The sequence below is a fragment of the Succinivibrio faecicola genome (assembly GCF_019448115.1).
In the GTDB taxonomy this organism is placed as follows: domain Bacteria; phylum Pseudomonadota; class Gammaproteobacteria; order Enterobacterales; family Succinivibrionaceae; genus Succinivibrio; species Succinivibrio faecicola.
In genome coordinates this window covers 51,025-72,225 of record NZ_JAGFNY010000005.1, presented here as the reverse complement: position 1 = coordinate 72,225, position 21,201 = coordinate 51,025, and the positions used below count along the sequence as shown (strand labels likewise).

The 21,201-nt window shown below is 38.6% G+C and carries 10 protein-coding genes; 6 read left to right on the top strand and 4 right to left on the bottom strand.

Going from position 1 to position 21,201, the window contains the following annotated elements; all coding sequences use genetic code 11:
- Nucleotides 1–10 precede the first annotated feature (10 nt).
- The 4 genes from J5V48_RS02880 to J5V48_RS02865 form a co-directional block, all read right to left on the bottom strand.
- Nucleotides 11–286 carry a hypothetical protein gene (locus J5V48_RS02880; RefSeq protein WP_219936922.1) on the bottom strand — a complete coding sequence of 92 codons (276 nt, stop codon included), beginning with the start codon at nt 284–286 and terminating at the stop codon, nt 11–13.
- Between the two features lie 77 nt (nt 287–363).
- Nucleotides 364–1,938 carry a S16 family serine protease gene (locus J5V48_RS10010; protein WP_219936920.1) on the bottom strand — a complete coding sequence of 525 codons (1,575 nt, stop codon included), beginning with the start codon at nt 1,936–1,938 and terminating at the stop codon, nt 364–366.
- An 11-nt stretch (nt 1,939–1,949) separates the two neighbouring features.
- Nucleotides 1,950–5,900 (bottom strand): translocation/assembly module TamB domain-containing protein, encoded by a 3,951-nt coding sequence (locus tag J5V48_RS02870; RefSeq protein WP_219936918.1) that lies wholly within the window; start codon nt 5,898–5,900, stop codon nt 1,950–1,952.
- A 1-nt stretch (nt 5,901) separates the two neighbouring features.
- Complete coding sequence (locus J5V48_RS02865; RefSeq protein WP_219936916.1) at nt 5,902–7,719, bottom strand: autotransporter assembly complex protein TamA; 1,818 nt, start codon at nt 7,717–7,719, stop codon at nt 5,902–5,904.
- A 297-nt stretch (nt 7,720–8,016) separates the two neighbouring features.
- On the opposite strand from J5V48_RS02865, the gene carA reads away from it, so the two are divergent.
- From carA to J5V48_RS02835, 6 genes are all read left to right on the top strand, one after another.
- On the top strand, nt 8,017–9,150 hold the full coding sequence (carA, locus tag J5V48_RS02860) for a glutamine-hydrolyzing carbamoyl-phosphate synthase small subunit (protein WP_219936914.1): 1,134 nt from the start codon (nt 8,017–8,019) through the stop codon (nt 9,148–9,150).
- Between the two features lie 15 nt (nt 9,151–9,165).
- Entirely contained in the window at nt 9,166–12,399 is a 3,234-nt protein-coding gene (carB, locus tag J5V48_RS02855) for a carbamoyl-phosphate synthase large subunit (protein ID WP_219936912.1), read from the top strand.
- 161 nt (nt 12,400–12,560) lie between these two features.
- A complete protein-coding gene (locus J5V48_RS02850; RefSeq protein WP_219936910.1) occupies nt 12,561–13,058 on the top strand; it encodes a GNAT family N-acetyltransferase in 498 nt (165 codons plus the stop codon).
- A 364-nt stretch (nt 13,059–13,422) separates the two neighbouring features.
- Nucleotides 13,423–14,832, top strand: a complete 1,410-nt coding sequence (gene glnA, locus J5V48_RS02845; RefSeq protein WP_219936908.1) for a glutamate--ammonia ligase — start codon at nt 13,423–13,425, stop codon at nt 14,830–14,832.
- Between the two features lie 112 nt (nt 14,833–14,944).
- Entirely contained in the window at nt 14,945–19,531 is a 4,587-nt protein-coding gene (gene gltB / locus J5V48_RS02840; RefSeq protein ID WP_219936906.1) for a glutamate synthase large subunit, read from the top strand.
- Complete coding sequence (locus tag J5V48_RS02835; protein ID WP_219936904.1) at nt 19,531–20,976, top strand: glutamate synthase subunit beta; 1,446 nt, start codon at nt 19,531–19,533, stop codon at nt 20,974–20,976. The genes gltB and J5V48_RS02835 overlap by 1 nt, the downstream gene beginning before the upstream one ends.
- The last annotated feature ends 225 nt before the right edge of the window (nt 20,977–21,201 follow it).

Below are 21,201 nucleotides of genomic sequence, written 5' to 3'. Positions count from 1 at the left end.
TCATTAGCCATTAATGGTGATGATGGAATTTTCTCTTATGATGACCTCTATGATAACCATAATCATGGTGATGTGGAGGTGGTGGAGGCTCATGAAAATGTCTTGGTGGAGGTGGTGGAGGCGCATGGTGATGATGAGGAGCTCCTACACCGTATCCATAATTCATTCCAACAGATGAACCGTAATTGTTATTCTGCTGGTAGAAAAAACCAAAACTTTCACCAGCTGAAGAAACTGAGCTAAGACCTAATAACAGAGAAAAGATAACACAATTTCTTAACTTCATATATAAAACTCATTGTTTCATATTCGATGAAGTAAGAATATTTTAATTAGATTAGTTTTATATTAGAACATACATTTTTACCAAAAATGCCACCAACTTTTGGTTTCTCTTTCATTAGATACGCTATCTAACCTATCGCAGATCTTTGAGTAGATTGAATTTTCTATATTCTCATCCCCCCAGATAGTATTCATAAGAAGCTTTGCTGCACCAGTTACGTGGCCCACTACATATATATGGAATTTTCCTTTTTTAACTGCATTTACAACAGATGGTCTTAAAACCAGCTGATTTATGCAAGAAATTGGAATAATAACGCCTTGAGTACCAGTAAAACCATGTAGTCTGCAGATTTTATAGAAACCTTCTATTTTCTCATTAAGACCACCTACCGGCTGAACATCACCAAACTGATCAACTGCACCGGTAACAGCTAAATCCTGTCTTATTGGGAGATTTGCAAGACTTGATACAACTGCGCACAAGCCAGTAAGTGAAGCTGAATCACCATCTATTTCAGAATATGACTGTTCAAATACAAGACTTGCTGACACAGGCATAGGTGTTTCCTGACAGAATTCGTTTGATAAAAAGCCGTTAATAATCATCATAGCTTTTGCATGGATCTGACCTGCAAGCTCTGCTTTTCTTTCAATATCAATAACGTCGCCTTCACCACCAGCTCTTAATGTAGCTGTAATTCTTACAGGTTCTCCATACTCATAAGAAGTACCAGCAGTCTCAATTACACTAAGACCGTTTATCTGACCTACAGACTCACCTCTTGTTGCAAGCAAGATCTGATTGTCCTTGTGATTTCTAAGACCAAGAACTGATAATGAGTTAACTCTGAAATCTTCAGCTCCAATAGCTTTTAAAACATTCTTGTATGTAACATATTTTGATTGTGCATAAGAGCTTGCTGCTATAACAAGATCACATAATCTTATTTCAGGAATACCTATGTACCTTCTGTCACCTGACTGTCTTGAGGACCAAGAGCACATAAGTTTTATCGCATCAAGATCAAAAGGTTTTACCTTGAACTTTTCCTGATAATCCTTGATTAGCCCAGCCATAAGATTTACAGCTCCTAAAGCTGGATACTCTAAAACAAGATCGGTTCTCATAACATGATCCAGTGTCGTCCACATCATATTAAGAGCAGCACAGTCTGTATCATCACCTGTTAAGATAAGTTTTAAATGCTGATTAGTTTCAAGACTTGCATTAACAAGACCTAACCATTTTGGATGATCAATAAGATGAGAACAAGGCATTATTACAACGCCTTTAGTATTTAGTACGCCTATTTGATTATTAGATCCAAAGCATTGTTCTTTACTTGGTGCAAAACAAATGGATGGAGCTGTTCCACTTATCTTAGTAACAAGTTCATATGCAACTTTATTTGTATCCACAAGAGAACTGCCGCAAAGCATAAGTAACTTTGAAGTGCTATTTGAAAGCAGATCCTTTATTGCTTTTTTTGCTCTTAACTGCAGTGAAGCAAAAGACCGAGCTTTTACATCATCGGATGAGGTTATTGAAATACTATCGAAATGACTGATTAAATCACCATACTCAAGTTCAAGAACAACATCTTCATCAAGGCGACCATCAGAATTCTTTTTTGAATTAATATATTTCACTTGCAACCTCGTTAATCTACTTCAAAGTTGTAAATTAGATCTATTGACTGATCTATTGCAGATATGAATTCAGCATACAGTTTTCTTACAATTTCATATCTTATTTTAAATTCATTTACTGAATTATAAATACCATAACCATATGATAAACGAATTCTGTTTGTCAGATAAGTCTGAACTTCAAGCTGTGTATCCTCACCAGATCCAGATGAACCTAGCTGCACACCATCCATTCCAAAAATACCTACAATAGAATTAATTACACCTGTTGTCGTACCCATTCCAAGAGTTAACAGAAGCTGTGCTGATGATGAGTCTGTATTTACCTGATTCTTTTCAAGTCCATGTCCGTATAGTAGATATGACAGAATCTCATTTTGACTCATTGCAGGTTTTGAGAACAGCTGTATCTGAGGTGCACCTGTATTACCCTTTATATATACGCCAGCAGTTACATCATCTTCAATTGTTGACTGATCAACTACAACTTCAGCATCTAAATATGGAACAAACAGATTTTTCTTGAAGATAGCGTCAGCTTTATTCACAATAAATTTATGTCCAAAAACCTCAACTCGTCCATTTACCAGTGACACCTTACCCTGTCCCTGCACAATAGGACTGTCAGTACTCTTTATCACTCTGACTGAGCCTACTGCATTTGCCTTAAGTCCCATAGCATCAACTTTGATCTTATCTCCTAAAAGAACATTCACATCAATGCTCATATCATTGTTAAGCTGTCTATCCTTGAGATATGCTGTTGTCTTTTTTAGGTTACTTGCTTTTGTAATAAGAATTTCATCTTCAGATGGAGATACTGTAGAGTTTTCAAGATCTTTGAATTTTATTAGAGCTGAAGAAATATATATATCACCTTGAACACTCAGTTTTTTGTTTATATTTACAAGAGTGTCAATATTTACTGAAGCCTCGCCATAGTGAAGCAAGAATACAGGAATAGACTGACCTTTTACTTTGATAGAAGCAAGAGGAGATTCAGCCCAATCAAGATTACCATTTATACTTAAAGGAACCTCATTGAGTTTTAACTCACCATTGATAAGGCCTGTATTTCCATTTGCATCGACCTGAAGGTCAAACTCATTTATCTGACCGATACTGATTCTAGGTTCAGCTCTTCCTTTTGCCATCAGCTTGCCATAAAGCAGTGGTGAACCAATTGAGCCTGAAAGCCTTGTATCAAGATTCAGCTTACCTACAAGAGCATTAATCTGATTTGATGCAGATGAAAATACTGACAAATCTATATCGTCAAGAACAACAGAGCCTGATAGTGTCTTTGCTGAATATGGATTATCTACTTTTAATTTTATATTTGCCTGACCTTTATCCCTGAAAATCTGAGCGTTAAAGGAAAGATCATAACTGTTATATGTAGCATTTAGATCAAGATTTGCTTTTGATAAAGGAACAATAAATGTCTTATAGCCAATTAAACCTTTATTAAATTCTAAAGTTCCTCTTATGTTTGGTATTGAATCTTTATACGATATATCAGCGCTGATATTCAGCGTTCCTTTACTCTTTATGTTCTCAGGCAGTAATGATGCAACAGAATTCAGATCAAAATCCTTTACATCTAATTTAGTTTTGAACCCATTATCAAAAATATGATTTTCACTGAAAGATACAACAGAGGAGCCATTAACAATCTTAATATCTGAGCTGCTACCTCGTTTATTTGAAAAATCATAACTAAACTTTACAGGAGACTGCAAAGAAATAGTATCAATGACACCTGTTACAAGCATCATATGATCAAGGGTACCTGAATACAGTCTGTTCTTTGAATCGTATCTTCCTGAAGCAGAGATAAAAGAGGTAGTCTGAAGACCACAGGAGAATGAAAGATTATGATCCTTTAATGTTCCGTTTAAATCAAGAACACAACGGTTATGCATCTTTAATTTCTTATTGAGCTTCAAATTGTTAGCAAGAACTGACAGATTTAGATTATGATTTTTGATGTCAAATTTTGAATCAAAAACAAGCTTTCTTGCGAACATATCGTCATATTTTAAGCTTGGCGAACGACCTGAAAACTGAACAATTGGTTCATCTAGTGATCCTTTTACAGACATCTTACTGTACAAAGATCCTGTTAGCTTATCTGATATCTTTGAAAAATCAGATATGCTAAGTGAACCAATAAGATTTGACTTATCAGAAATATTTCCAGACAGAACCATTAAATTATCAGCCTGAGTCAGCTTAAGTTCTTTTACATCAATACCTTTATGAGTTGAGCCTTTAAGGCTTGATATCTGTATATGAGCTGGTATATGTCTGTAAGACAAAGATGAATTAAAGTTACTGATATCAACGAATATATCATTGTGAGAGTCAAAATCTATCTTTACATCTCCTGATGCTGACAAACCACCTTCAAGATTAAGACTTAAAGCCTTGGCATCCTCAGCTTTTATAAATACTGAACCATCAACACCTTTATGATCCTTGTAATAAATCTTTCCTTTGAAATCAGAAGTAAAAGGTTTTCCTGACAAAAGTCCTTTCATATCTAAGTGACGGACATCTGCATATAGCGTGTTCATGTCGCCATTTAACGTAACTTTTACTTTTTCAAAACCAAGTCCTGAATAGGTAAAATATGAATCCACCTTAAGAGAGGTGTATATTGCACCTTTGATATTCAGGAAAAGATCATCTAATTCAAAACGTTCCTTTTTAGTACGCTTTAACTTTTTCTCTTCTTTTTTATCATCTATACTTATTTTCTGGTTATGCTCATTACTGCTAAAAGATGCAACCAGTTTTTCCAGGGATGATGAGATATTCTCTGGCTCGTTTTTCGGTATATTATTGAAAATAGGATATGAGAACTTATCAGAGGTTACACGAAGTTCAAATGGCAATTCATCTGATAAAGTATTAATTCTTGCCTTAACAAGAAGTTCCTTATCCCTATTTAATCCTGCATATAACAACAGATTTGTAAGATCACCAACTAGTCTGGCCTTACCACTTAGTCCGTTGAGAACACCAAAATACTTCTCTTTTGTAAGATCACAATCTTTTCCAATTCCTGATATATTAAAATCCATGTTGTAATAATCTATAAAATCCATTGTTCCTTTTACAGAAAATTCTCCTAAAGGATGCTTTATAGAAATGTTACGAACCTTAAGTAGGGAATGAGAGAATACTGAATTTACTGTGGCATCAAAATAACCTGTATCATATCCGTCCATATAATAGCGGGCATGATTAAGTTTGAGGTTCTTAAGCTCTGCATCTAATGGAAGGTCGATATCATAAATCTTTTCGATTGCTCCGTTTCCATTATCAAATGTAAGGATCTCAGGAAGTTTCTTTTTTATATTTTCATTTTTATTTTCTTTAATCTCATACTTTAAATGTACTGTAGGATTATTTATTTCACCTTTAGTAACTACTGCATAGTTAGATGCAGCGCCTGCAGAAAGTGTTGCTTCAGGAACAAAAACATCAACGACACTTGACAGATATGCAAAATCTTTTAGTTCAATTTTATTAACATGAATATTAAATGGAAAGTTTACTCGTATGATTTCTGTGCTATCTGCAGTTTCTAATTCAAAATCATACAATTCAACTTCAAGCTTTGAAGCCTTTATCCTATCAACAATAAGTGCGTTTCTTGAAAGAATGGTCCAGGCATCATACTGAAGATCGAAATTATCAGCCCTTATACTTACAATATCCTTAACTAAAAACTCAAAATATGAATCTGTTTTAAATCCCTTTAAAACAGATCCTGATTCAATATTTGCGGTTATTTTTATTGTATCTGTAAAAAGGCTATTCGTCTTATTTATAAGAAATTTAAGACCTTCTGTAGTAGCAAAGAAATAATAAAATATACTGCTAAAGCATATGATGCCTAAAAACAGGACTAGCGAGAAGATTTTAAAAAATTTAGATACTTTTCTTTTCATGCTAGAACTCTGGACCAAATGTTAAATGCAGTTTCAGATTATTTTCTTTTCTATGGTTATCAATACCATATGCAACATCAACTTTCAGTACACCATATGAAGTTGTGTAGCGAAGACCAATACCAGGACCATACAGTGGCTTAATCTCCTTATAATCGTTTGTATATACGGCACTATCAAGAAATACAGCACCTAACATATTTTCAAAAGGAATAGGAAAATTATACTCTACAGATCCTGATGTGATATATCTTGAACCTGAAAGTAGTCCTGCTTCACGATTTGACTGTGATTTATAGCTAAAACCTCTTAAATTCTGATCGCCGCCTGCAAAGAACCTTAAAGATGCAGGTGCTTTTATTGCATCAGAGCCAAAATTGCCGCCCTGAGTAAATCTGTACAGAATTCTGTTTCTTGATTCAAATAAGGAAAAAACTCCTTTAATATTCAGCTCTGAGTGCACAAAATTATAATCTGAAACTATTTTTGAGCTGAATTTAGTATCAAGAGAAATTGAGTATCCAGTTTTAGGAACAAGTCCACCTGTTGAACTTCTTTTTGAAAGAAGAATTCCTGGCATCACACTTACAACATAGTCCTTATCTATACCCTGCTTATAATCTTCATATTCAGCAGACAGATAATAATCTCTTATGATAGAGCCAGTCTTTTTAGCAACATAATGAATTGATGCATGACTCAGATCTGAAAGAGTATCATTATAATCAGTATGTGTCTGAGCAAGTTTTATGTAGTAATAATCAAGGTTCGGATCTGTTCTTGGGATCTTATAAACTGCCTGTGCATCAATTTTTACACTAGAAGCTCTGATAAAGGAGCTAAAGGAATGTCCTTTTTCATTAATTAAAGGTTTATCCCATCCAAGAATTCCTCTGAAATTCTCATCTGTTGAATAACCGGCACCAACTCTAAATAGATTGTTTGTCTGCCTCTGTAAATCAATGTACACTGGAACTTTGTTATTTTGTTTTTTCTCTGCAAGAGGTCTAATATCAATAGATCTGTAGTAATTTGTCTGAGACATTGCCGATATATAATCGTTTACAGCTTTAGATGAAAAGTTGGTGCCCTCATACAGTTTAAAAAGGGGGGATGATGGTTTCATCAGCTCTTTAGTTTCATCATTTGCCTCAAGAGAACCGAACATATATCTTGAGCCGGTATCGAACAGAATCTCTATATCTGCGGCGTTCTGTTCTTCATAAACAATAATGCGACTTATACTGAATTTGGCATCAAAAAGACCTAATTCCAATGCTCTGGTTTTCAAATCCTCTTTTAATTTTTTGTATTTGCCATGATCAAGGATTGAGTATGATCTTATTCCACTGCTTTTAATTATTTTAGAAAAAGACTGATATTCAGCGCCATCACCGATTACAGAAATATCACAGTTTCTTACAAAAAGAGGCTTTCCAAGGTCTACTTTTACCTTAATCTGTAAATCCTTCTCATCATCTTTTTTTGGATATTCAAGTTCAACCTTTGTATGATAATAGCCGTATGCATGAGAAGCCTGCTGTATCTTCTCGATTATTTCTCTGCTATAAAGTCTTGCTCTTTGCTTCGAAATTACAGGAAGTTCATTCAGATAAAGAAGAATATTTGTTTTTACATCATACCTATCAACACCTGTTAAATAAAAAGTTACAGGATCATCAAGTGATGAGATTTTTTGAGGTTTGCCATCTGACGAACAGGCACATAGAACAAAAATAGGCAGACAAAGCATGTACAGATTCTTTCTTGCACAAAGCTTTGTGAAATTTAAGATTCGCTTATACCTTATTTTTGTCATGAAAAAAATTTATTCTTTTTTATTATTTCTTCTTATTCTTATTAATTATACAGTATGTCACGCAAAATAAGTGATTAAATCACTGTCTTTAGCAAAATAAATAACATTTTTTCATAAAAATTAAGTCCATTTCATTCACTTTTCTATCAAAGTGTCAAGAGCATTTGATCAAATTTTATGCTTGAAAAAAATACCTTTTAGTCTAAAATATTGCAGACTATGATTACAACTTTAAATTAATGATTTAAATGTGATCTGCGTCACTTGGTGTCTCAATAACTATTTTTGGGGGTCTTTGTGGTCGCATCCGCAATTCTTGCACTAGCCGACGGTACAGTTTTCAAAGGTAAAGCCTTTGGTGCTGAGAATACAACAACTGTTGGTGAGGTCGTATTCAACACTTCTATGACCGGTTATCAGGAAATTCTAACCGATCCTTCATACGCAGGACAAATCGTTACCTTAACTTATCCACATATTGGTAATTACGGTACAAACGATGAGGACGTAGAATCTCGTGATGTTTTTGCAATGGGTCTTATTATCAGAGACTTATCACTAGTTGCATCCAACTTCCGAAATACACGGAACCTAAGTGACTACCTATCAGAGAACAAGAAGCCAGGTATCTATGGAATTGATACCCGTATGCTTACAAGAATTCTTAGAGAAAAAGGAGCCCAGAACGGCTGTCTGTCAACTGATCCTAATATGACAGAAGAAAAGGCTTTAGAGCTAGCCCGTTCATTCCCAGGTCTAAAAGGTATGGACCTTGCAAAAGAAGTTACCACAGATAAGGTTTATGACTGGACTGAAGGTACTTGGGAATTAGGTCAGGGCTACGTCAACAAGAGCAGAACAGAATTCAATGTTGTTGCTTATGATTTCGGTATCAAGCGCAATATTCTAAGAATTTTAACTTCATTAGGCTGTAAGGTTACTGTTGTTCCTGCAAAAACTCCTGCATCTGAGGTTGTCAACATGAACCCAGATGGCATCTTCCTGTCAAACGGTCCTGGCGATCCTGAGCCTTGTACCTACGCACAGGAAGCAATCAAGGAGTTCATTGAGAAGAAGATCCCATTATTCGGTATCTGTTTAGGTCATCAGCTGCTTTCATTAGCATCTGGTGCAAAGACCATTAAGATGAAATGCGGACACCACGGAGCAAACCATCCTGTAAAAGACCTTGCAACTGGTGTTGTATATATTACATCTCAGAATCACGGTTTCTGTGTTGACGAGGCTACTCTACCTTCAAACCTTAAGGCAACCCACAAGTCTTTATTCGACGGCACCTTACAGGGTGTAGAGAGAACTGATGTTCCTGCATTCTCCTTCCAGGGTCATCCTGAGGCAAGTCCAGGACCTCACGATCCAATGGATCTTTTCAAGCACTTTATTGAGTTAATGAAAGAATACAGAAAATAGGTCTGGGGAAAAAAAATGCCAAAGCGTACAGATATAAAATCCATTTTAATCCTAGGTGCAGGTCCTATTGTTATCGGTCAGGCCTGCGAATTTGACTATTCAGGCACCCAGGCTTGTCGTGCACTTCGCGAGGAAGGTTACAAGGTTATTCTTGTTAACTCTAATCCTGCAACCATCATGACAGATCCTGATGTTGCTGATGTTACATACATTGAGCCAATCCACTGGAAGGTTGTAGAAAACATTATCGCTAAAGAGCGCCCTGATGTAATTCTTCCTACAATGGGTGGTCAGACTGCTTTAAACTGCGCACTTGATCTTGAGAAGCACGGTGTACTTTCAAAGTACAATGTTGAGATGATCGGTGCCAAGGCTGATGCAATCGATAAGGCAGAGAACAGAGAAAGATTTGACAAGGCAATGAAGAAAATTGGCCTTGAGTGTCCTCGTGCTGGAATTGCTCACTCTATGGAAGAGGCATGGGAAGTTCAAAAGCAGGTTGGTTTCCCATGTATTATCCGTCCTTCATTCACAATGGGTGGTACTGGTGGCGGTATTGCTTATAACCCAGAAGAGTTTGAGGAAATCTGTAACAAGGGTTTAGAGCTGTCACCAACCCACGAATTATTAATTGACGAGTCATTAATCGGCTGGAAAGAGTACGAGATGGAGGTTGTTCGTGATCGCAAGGACAACTGCATTATCGTTTGCTCTATTGAGAACCTCGACCCAATGGGTATTCATACAGGCGACTCAATCACTGTTGCTCCAGCACAGACTCTAACAGATAAAGAATATCAGATTATGCGTGATGCAGCTATGGCTGTTTTACGTGAAATCGGTGTTGAGACTGGTGGTTCTAACGTTCAGTTCGGTATCAATCCAAATAATGGCCGTATGGTTATTATTGAGATGAACCCTCGTGTATCTCGTTCATCAGCTTTAGCTTCTAAGGCAACTGGTTTCCCTATTGCCAAGATTGCAGCAAAACTTGCTGTTGGCTATACACTTGATGAGTTAGGCAATGACATTACAGGTGACAAGACACCTGCATCATTCGAGCCTAGCCTTGACTATGTTGTAACCAAGATCCCACGTTTCAACTTTGAGAAATTCCCAAATTCTGATGATCGCCTGACAACTCAGATGAAGTCTGTAGGTGAGGTTATGGCTATCGGCCGTACCTTCGAGGAGTCATTACAGAAGGCTCTTCGCGGTCTTGAAACCGGCAAGTTAGGTTTCGATCCAAGACTTGATATGAGCAAGCCTGATGCAAGACAGAAGCTTTTACATGAGCTTGAGAATGCTGGTGCTCACAGAATCTGGTACCTTGGCGATGCTTTCCGCTTAGGTATGACAGTTGAAGAAGTATTCGACTACACAAAGATTGATCCTTGGTTCTTAGTTCAGATCAAGGAAATCATCGACATCGAACAGTCTTTACAGGATAAGACATTAAAGTCAATCGATGCAGAACAGATGAAGGATCTCAAATCAAGAGGATTCTCAGATGCTCGTCTTGCAACACTGTTAAAGACAACTGAAGATCAGGTTCGTCAGCGTCGTTGGTTATTTGAGGTATTCCCAACTTACAAGAGAGTTGATACCTGTGCTGCTGAATTCGCTACATCTACTGCATATATGTACTCAACATATGAGCAGGAGTGTGAGGCTCGTCCAACAGATAAGAAGAAAGTTATCGTTCTTGGTGGTGGTCCTAACCGTATCGGCCAGGGTATCGAGTTCGATTACTGCTGTGTTCATGCTTCAATGGCACTTCGCGAAGACGGCTATGAATCAATCATGGTTAACTGCAACCCTGAAACTGTTTCAACTGACTATGACATCTCAGACAGACTATACTTTGAGCCTGTAACTCTTGAGGATGTTCTTGAAATTGCAAGAATCGAGAAGCCTGTTGGTGTTATCGTACAGTTCGGTGGTCAGACCCCATTAAAACTTGCTAAGAAATTAGAGCAAGAGGGTGTACCTATCATCGGTACTTCACCTAATGATATTGATCGAGCAGAAGACAGAAAGCTGTTCCAGGAAGTTGTTAACAAGCTAAATCTGTTACAGCCTCGTAACGGTACTGCTACATCTTTAACTCAGGCAGTTGAAGTTGCAAATGACATCGGTTATCCATTAGTTGTTCGCCCATCCTACGTATTAGGTGGTCGTGCAATGGAAGTTGTATATGGTGAAGAAGATCTTCGTCATTACTTTGCTGAAGCAGTAAAGGTTTCAAACAAGTCACCTGTTCTGTTAGATAAGTTCTTGGATCATGCAACAGAAATCGACGTTGATGCTGTAGCTGACGGTAAGGACGTTGTTATCGGCGGTATCATGGAGCACGTTGAAGAATGTGGTGTTCACTCAGGTGATGCATCATGTGTTCTTCCTCCATATCACCTCTCAGAGCAGATGATTGAGAGAATCACAAAAATTTCAAAAGAACTTGCTATTGCACTTAACGTTAAGGGCTTAATGAACGTTCAGCTTGCAATCCGTGAGGACAACATCTACTTAATCGAGGTTAACCCTCGTGCTGCTAGAACAGTTCCATTCGTATCAAAGGCTACTGGTTTACCTTTAGCTAAGATTGCTGCAAGAGTTATGACTGGTAAGACTTTAGCTGAGCAGGGAGTCACTCATGAGGTAATTCCACCATACTTCTCAGTTAAGGAAGTAGTATTGCCATTTGCTAAATTCCCAGGCTCTGATCCTTTATTAGGACCAGAAATGAGATCAACAGGTGAAACCATGGGTACTGCCATGACCTTCCCTGAGGCTTATGCAAAGGCTCAGTTAGCAGCTAAGTCACCTATTCAGAGAAAGGGTACTATTCTTCTTTCAATCAAGAAGTCAGATCAGGATAGACTTGCTCAGTTAGGTAAGCTTCTTGTTGCTGCAGGCTTCAAGTTAGAAGCAACCAAGGGTAGCTGTGAGGTTCTTAACGCAGCTGGTCTTGAGTGCACAAGAGTTAACAAGGTATACGAAGGCAGACCAAATCTTCTTGATTTTATTAAGACAGGCCGTTATGACTGGATCATTAACACAACTGAAGGCCGTCAGTCTGTTGAGGATTCAAGATCATTACGTCGTAGCTGTTTAAGATATGGTATCACCTATACCACAACTCTTAATGCTGCGTTTGCAAGCATTGAAGCAGTTGGTGCTGACGAATATGCATCTGTACATTCATTACAGGAACTGCATAAGTTAGTAAACGACAAGTATTCAAAGTAATGTAATTTATTCATAATCTCACATGCCCTGCTATGATGCAGGGCATTTTTTTTGTCTCAAAAATTTTGATCTCAAGCATTGATCTTTAACTATCTTTTCAAAAAATAAGGAAAATAAACCAATTCTTTCTATACTGAAAATATCAGAACAAGGAGGCTGTTATGATTGAAATTAGAAAGGCTACTGGTGAAGATATTCTAGTCCTCAGAAAATTGGCCAAAAAGATTGTTCCTGATTCATTTAAAAGTACTCTTAATACATCACAGATAGATTACATGCTAGATAAGTTCTATTCACAAAAAGCACTGACTGATGCTTTTGATAAAGGACAGATATTCTTTATTGCAAACTGTGATGGTGAGGATACAGGACTTATCTCATTCATTGAACAGGGGCCAAACCTGTATTTGATGCAAAAGATTTATGTAGAGATAAAGAATCAGAATAAAGGCATAGGCTCTGCTCTACTTGAAAAAGTAAAAAACTATATTCTTAAGAAAGATAATAGTGATTTTACTCTTGAACTAATCATAAACCGTCATAATCCAGGTCTATCCTTTTACAAAAACAGAGGTTTTATTAAAGTAAGAGATCAGGGGCTTGATATGGAGGAGTTCTACATAAACGAGGAAATCTATTCTCTAGTTGTTAAAAAATAGAAAAATGAACAAAATTTGTGAAAAATTTAAGATCATTTTTGGTGCATGCATATAATTTGAGCAAATTGATTTGATTTTACTTTTCTTCTTAAATATCAATACCTTATATCTATTTTAAGTTATTGATATTTTTTATTTTTCATACCAGAAATATACACATCCTTTTATTTAGTTTTTTATCTATTTGATTTATATAGAAATAATAATATTCGCACCATTTTACAACATATAGTAAAATATAATGGGTTGTTTTAGTGCTAAAGCAAATATACTTTGACAGAATTCACTAATACCACGAAAATCTAATCAAAAGTTAATCACGGGTACTAAGTACTCATTCATTAGATAAATTAGGAGCATCTAAATGGATTTTAATGCAGTAAGCGATCTCATCAATAAGAACGGTGTAGTTTTTGCTGATTTAAGATTTACAGATACTAAGGGTAAAGAGCAGCACATTACTTTACCAATCGAGTGCATCGATGAAAAGTTCTTCGATCAGGGAAAAATGTTCGACGGTTCATCAATCGCTGGCTGGCGTGGTATTGATAAGTCAGATATGATCTTAATGCCTGATATCGAAACAGTTCAGTTAGACCCATTCTATGCTGATCCAACTATCATCGTTCGCTGCGATATCTTAGAGCCTCAGACATTAACTGGTTACGACCGTGACCCACGCTCTGTTGCAAAGCGTGCTGAAGAGTACTTAAAGTCAACCGGTATCGGTGATGTAGCATTCTTTGGTCCAGAACCAGAGTTCTTCTTATTCGATGACGTTCGTTTCAAGTCAGACATTTCTGGTTCAATGGTTGCTATCGATGATATCGAAGCTGCTTGGAACTCTGCAACCGAATACGAAGGTGGTAACAAGGGCTACCGTCCATCAGTAAAGGGTGGTTACTTCCCAGTTCCTCCAGTAGATTCTTCACAGGACATTCGCTCTGCAATGTGTAAGGTTATGGCTCAGATGGGCTTAAAGATTGAAGCTCACCACCACGAAGTTGCTACTGCAGGCCAGAACGAGATTGCAACCGAGTTTAACTCATTAACAAAGAAAGCTGACGAAGTACAGATTTACAAGTATGTAGTACAGAATGTTGCTAACCAGTACGGCAAGACCGCAACCTTCATGCCAAAGCCAATTTATGGTGACAACGGTTCAGGTATGCACTGCCACCAGTCAATCGGTAAGGATGGAAAGAACATCTTCGCTGGCAACTTATACGGTGGTTTATCACAAGAAGCTTTATGGTACATCGGTGGTATCATCAAGCATGCTAAGGCATTAAATGCTTTCACAAACCCATCAACTAACTCATACAAGCGTTTAGTTCCAGGTTTTGAGGCTCCTTTAATGCTAGCTTACTCAGCTGCTAACCGTTCAGCTTCAATCCGTATTCCATATGCAATCAATCCTAAGACTGCTCATATCGAGGTTCGTTTCCCTGATTGTACAGCAAACCCATACTTAGCATTCGCTGCTATGTTAATGGCTGGTCTTGACGGTATCTTAAACAAGATTGAACCAGGTGAGGCAATGGATAAGAACTTATATGACCTACCTCCAGAGGAGGCAGCAAACATTCCTCAGGTTTGTGGTTCATTAGATGAAGCTCTAAAGGCTCTTAAGGCTGACAACGAGTTCTTAAAGCAGGGTGGCGTATTCTCAGATGATATGATTGAAGCATACATCGAGTTAAAGGCTGCTGAAGACACAAGAGTTCGTTCAACCCCACATCCTGCTGAGTTTGAACTTTACTACTCACTATAATAAATATAATTTATAGGGTTAAATAATCCCCATAAAAATGGGGAAAATCGCGAAAAGGGCCCTGTATAGGGCCCTTTTTGTATCTATACAACACGCAAAAAAGGTAATTATAATGGCTAACTCTGGCTTATACAGAAGTGAAAATGAGCATGACGCATGTGGCGTTGGTCTTATTGCACATATCAAAGGACAAAAGAGCCATAGCATCGTGAGTCAAGGTCTTGAGGTTTTAAAGAACCTTACACACCGTGGCGCAGTGGGTGCAGATCCTCTTCAAGGTGATGGTGCTGGTATTCTAATTCAGATCCCAGATCAGGTTTTCCGCGATGACATGATGACAAAAGGAATCAAACTACCACCTCCAGGAGAATACGGCGTTGGTATGGTTTTCCTTCCACGTGAAGAAGCATCACGACATGCATGTCAGGAAGAAATTGAAAGAGCAATTCTTGCTGAAGGTCAGATCCTTCTAGGCTGGAGAGATGTTCCTCTAAATGAGGATATTCCAATGAGCCCTGTAGTCAGAGAGAAAGAGCCTGTAATCAAGCAGGTTTTTGTTGGCCACTCACCAGATGTTCTGGTTACTGATGCTTTAGAAAGAAAGCTTTACATCATCAGAAAAACCAGCTCTATTGCTATCTCAAATCTAAAATTAAAGCACTGCAAAGAATTCTATATTCCATCATTCTCTGCAAGAACCATCGTATATAAGGGTCAGCTTTTAGCAGATCAGGTTGGCGAATACTACAAGGATCTGACAGACAGTCGCTGTACATCAGCTATTGCTTTAATCCACCAGAGATTCTCAACAAACACATTCCCTCAGTGGTCACTTGCACATCCATTCAGAATGATTGCCCACAATGGTGAAATCAACACATTAAGAGGCAACTTCAACTGGATCAAGGCTCGTGAAAAGAATATCTCATCGCCTGTATTCGGTCAGGATTTAGAAAAGCTATGGCCTTTAATTTTCCAGGGTCAGTCTGATTCTGCTTCATTTGACAATGTATTTGAACTTCTGACCATGTCAGGTTACTCTCTTGCACAGGCTGCAATGATGATGATTCCATCTGCATGGGAAAAAGATACTTTAATGTCACCAAAGCTTAAAGCATTCTATGAATACTATGCTGCAATGATGGAGCCATGGGATGGTCCTGCTGCAGTTGCATTTACTGACGGTCGTCAGGTTGGTGCTACTCTTGATAGAAACGGTCTTCGTCCTGCAAGATACATCATTACAAAGGATGATCTTGTAATTCTTGCATCAGAAGAAGGTACATTAAAGATTGATGAGAGCCGCGTTGCAAGACACTGGAGACTTGAGCCTGGTCGCATGCTCTTAATCGATACTGAGCAGGGAAGAATCATTGATGATCAGGAAATCAAGAATTCTCTTGCTACAGCAAAACCATATCAGGAGTGGACTGATAAGGTTAGAATCAAGTTAACAGATATCAAAGAGGAGCCTTCAGCTCCAGAGCTGAATCTGACAACAAAGGCTTTAATGGGCGTATTCGGCTATACAAGAGAAGATGTTGAAAGACTGATAAAGCCAAAGGCTATTTCTGGTCAGGAGCCAGTACTGTCAATGGGTAATGATGCTCCATTAGCTGTTCTTTCAAACAACTCAAAGAGCCTTTATGATTATTTCAGACAGCTGTTTGCTCAGGTTACAAACCCAGCTATCGATCCTATCCGTGAAGAGATGGTTACATCACTTGTATCATTCATCGGTCCAAGACCTGACCTGTTAAATATCATGGATAACAATCCACCTGTAAGATTAGAAGTTCAGCAACCTATTCTTGATTCTGTACAGATGGAAAAAATCAGAAACATCAGCAAATTCACAGGTAACAAGTTCAGATCAAAGGTACTTGATATCACCTACCCATTATCATGGGGCAAGAACGGTATTGAAGCTCGTTTAGCTTCAATCAGAGCTGCTGCTGTTGATGCAGTAAAGACTGGTAACAATATCATTATTCTGTCTGATAGAAAGGTATCAAGAGACAGACTTGCAATTCCTGCACTGCTTGCAACATCTGCTGTTCATCTGTGCTTAGTTGAGCATGGTCTTAGAACAAGTACAGGTCTTGTAGTTGAAACAGGTTCAGCAAGAACTGTTCATCAGTTTGCTCTTCTTGGTGGTTACGGCGCTGAAGCAATTCATCCATATGTTGCTCTTAAGGTAGTGTCAGAGCTTGCACCAGATGAGAAGACTGCAAAGACATACACAGAAAACTATATCCACGCTATCGATAAAGGTCTATACAAGACCATGGCTAAGATGGGTATCTGTACCTATATGTCATATATCGGTGCTCAGATCTTCGAGGCTGTAGGTCTTTCTTCAGAGTTTGTTGAAAAATACTTCACCAACACTCCAAGCCCTATTGAAGGTGTTAACCTGTTTGATGTTGCTCAAGAAGCTGTTGATACACATATCAATGCTTTCAAGAAGCTTGATATTGAGGATGTAACATTAGCTCAAGGTGGCGATCTCAACTGGAGAGCAGACGGTGAGCAGCATATGTGGACTCCTGATGCTGTAGTACATCTTCAGCGTTCTGTTCGTACTGGCTCTTATGATGAATATAAGCAGTATGCAAACATCATTAACGATCAGTCAAAGAGACTGATGACAATCAGAGGTCTTTTCAAGTTCAAGGATACTACTCCTGTAGATATCAATGAAGTTGAAAGCGAGGAAAGCATTATCCACCGTTTTGCATGTTCTGCAATGTCTATGGGTGCTATTTCAACTGAAGCACATACCACTATGGCTATCGCAATGAACCGTATGGGTGCTATGTCAAACTGCGGTGAAGGCGGTGAAGATCCAAGACGTAATGCAATTATCACTAAGGAAACCTCAACTAAGGAAATTCTTGGTGACGACGTTGTAGTTGATATTCCTCTTCACAAGGGCGATTCATTACGTTCAAGAACCAAGCAGGTTGCATCAGGTAGATTCGGTGTAACAACTGATTATCTATCATCAGCTGATTTAATTCAGATTAAGCTAGCTCAGGGTGCAAAGCCAGGTGAGGGTGGTCAGCTTCCAGGCCACAAGGTTTCAAAGTATATCGGTAAGTTAAGACATTCACTGCCAGGTATCGGTCTGATTTCACCTCCACCACATCACGATATCTACTCAATTGAGGATTTAGCTCAGCTGATCTTTGATCTGAAGCTTGCAAATACCAAGGCTGATATCTCAGTAAAATTAGTATCTGAGGTTGGTATCGGTACAGTTGCAGCAGGTGTAGCTAAGTGTAAGGCAGACCACATTGTAATCTCTGGTCACGACGGTGGTACTGGTGCAGCTCCAGCTTCATCTGTAAAGCATGCAGGTTCAGCATGGGAAATCGGTCTTGCTGATGTACAGCAGACTCTTGTTATGAACAAGCTTCGTTCACGTGTTACTCTGCAGGTTGACGGACAGATTAAGACAGGTCGTGACGTTGTAATCGGTGCATTACTTGGTGCAGATGAATTCGGTTTTGGTACTGCTCCATTAGTATGTATGGGTTGTACCATCATGCGTAAGTGTCAGAAGAATACCTGTCCTACTGGTATTGCAACACAGGATCCTGAACTTAGAAAGCAGTTCATGGGTACACCTGAGCAGTTGGAAAACTACTTCCACTATGTTGCACGTGAAGTAAGAGAGCTAATGGCTAAGCTTGGCTTCAAGAAGTTTGAAGACATGATTGGTCATGCAGAACTTCTTGAGAAGATTGACGAGGAAAACTTCGTTAAGGCAAGAAACTTAAGCTTTGAAAAGATCTTCTTTAAGGATCCTGCACTAAAGGAAGAGCCTACACGTCATGAAACCGTTCAGGTTCACGATATTGATAAAGCTCTAGATAAGCAGTATGAAAAGCAGGTTCTTGATGCAGTTCAATCAGGTAAGCCACTTACAATTTCAACAGCTGTTGTCAATGTAAACCGCTCTGTTGGTACATACACCTCAGGTGTTATTGCCAAGACTGAAAAGAAACTTGATGATAACTTCATTACCTTTAATCTAACTGGTACTGCAGGTCAGTCATTCGGTGCCTTCTTAGAGAAGGGTGTTACCTTAAAACTTTCGGGTCTTGCAAATGACTATGTAGGTAAGGGTATGTCAGGCGGCATTATCAGTGTTTCAAAGAACCCATCATTTGATGGTGACCCTCTTGAGAACATCATTGGCGGTAATACTTGTCTTTACGGTGCAACCTCAGGTCAGGCATATTTCAGCGGTGTAACCGGTGAGCGTTTCTCTGTAAGAAACTCAGGAGCAGATGCTGTTGCTGAAGGCTGTGGCGACCATGGTTGCGAATATATGACTGGCGGTACCGTTGTAATTCTTGGCAGAACCGGCAGAAACTTTGCTGCAGGTATGTCAGGTGGTATGGCATATATCTATGACCCAGACAATACATTCAGATCAAAGCTTGCAAAGGGTGAGTTCTACGTTTCAAACGTTGTAAAAGCTTCAAAGGCTGATTTATCTGTACCTCTACACAAGAATATGTCAGATGAACAGATTCTAAAGGATCTGTTGACTAAGCATCTGAACTATACAGGAAGTAGCCAGGCAAAGAAGATCCTAGAGAACTTCGATGTTGAACTTGGCAAGTTCGTTAAGGTATTCCCTGTTGAATATTTCAACGCTCTAAAGGCTATGAAGGAGGCACAATAATGGGCTTTTTAAGAGGTTTTATTGAATTTGAAAGAATCGAGCAGAGCCATGTACCTGTTGAAGAGCGCGTTAAGAGCTTCTGTGAAATTTACGGCACTTTAAGTGATGAAGAGGCAAAGATTCAGGCAGGACGCTGCATGGACTGCGGCATCCCATTCTGTATGCATCAGTGTCCTCTGCACAATGATTCTCCTGACTTTAACGAGTTTGTTTCTCAAGGTCAGATGTCAAAGGCATACAACGTACTTAGTGCTACAAATAATTTCCCTGAGATTACAGGTCGTATCTGCCCTGCACTTTGTGAGGAAGGCTGTACACTCGGTATTCACAGAAAAAGTGTTGGCATCAAATCTGTTGAGAGAAAAATTGCTGAATATGCTTTTGAAAACGGTCTTGTAAAGCCAGTTTTAACAAAGCGCACAGGTAAAAAGGTTGCAGTCGTGGGCTCAGGCCCTGCTGCCCTTGCAGCCGCAGCTCAGTTAAACCGTTTTGGCCACGATGTAACTGTCTTTGAAAAGATGAACAAGATTGGTGGTCTGTTACGTTATGGTATTCCTGATTTCAAACTTCCAAAGGAAATCTTAGACAGACGTATTGCAATCTTGCAGCAGGAAGGTATTACTTTCAAGACATCAACAATTGTTGGAGCAAGAAAAGATCTTGAAAACGGTGTTCACAATGATTCTTTAACAGAAGTAAGAGCACAGGAGCTTTTAGATAGCTTTGATGCTGTTGTTCTAGCTCCAGGTTCAGAGACACCACGTGATCTTAAGTTACCTGGTAGAGAGTTAAAGGGAATTTACTTTGCTCTTGATTTTCTGATTGCCCAGAACCGAGAAAACAACGGTGACTGCCCTAACCCAATTGATGTAAAGGGTAAGAACGTTGTTGTTATCGGTGGTGGTGAAACTGCATCAGACTGCATTGGTGTATCAGTAAGAAAAGGCGCTAAGTCTGTAACTCAGCTTGATTACCATGATGAGCTTCCAGAGAGTGTTGATCCTGCTGTTGCATGGCCTGATTGGAGAAAGATCAAGAGAACATCTACCTCTCATGAGGAAGGTTGTACAAGAATGTTCTCAACAAACACTACTGCATTCACCGGCAAAGACAAGCTTGAGGCTGTACAGACTCAGAAAGTTAAGTGGGGTATTGGCAGACAGTTTAGTGGAATTGAGGGAACACAAAGCAGTATTGACGCAGATGTTGTTCTGATTGCTATGGGTTATTCACATCCATCATCTGCTCTTATCAAAGAATTTAATCTTGAAACTGATAAGCGTGGAAACATCAAGGCCTCCGTTGAAGGTCCTGATGCATACAGAACATCAAATGAGAAGGTATTTGCAGCCGGCGACGGTAGAAAAGGTCAGTCTTTAGTTGTATACGCTATTGCTGAAGGCCGTGCATGTGCTGATGCTGTAAATAACTATCTGAATCGCTAAAAATTTGCCTGTTGGTAGTTGCCTTCTGTAAGTTGCTTACAGAAGGCTTTTTTTATCCTTGTTTATACTTTCTATAAGATATAAACAGCATATGTTCGCCATATGCACCAAATTACGCTCATTTTTTGTGCAGTTTTGCACAAAATTAGTGAGTTTTTGATTTATGGTTGCATGGTTTTGATAAGAAATGTAAATTTATAAAAAAATTTCTTTACATAATAATTT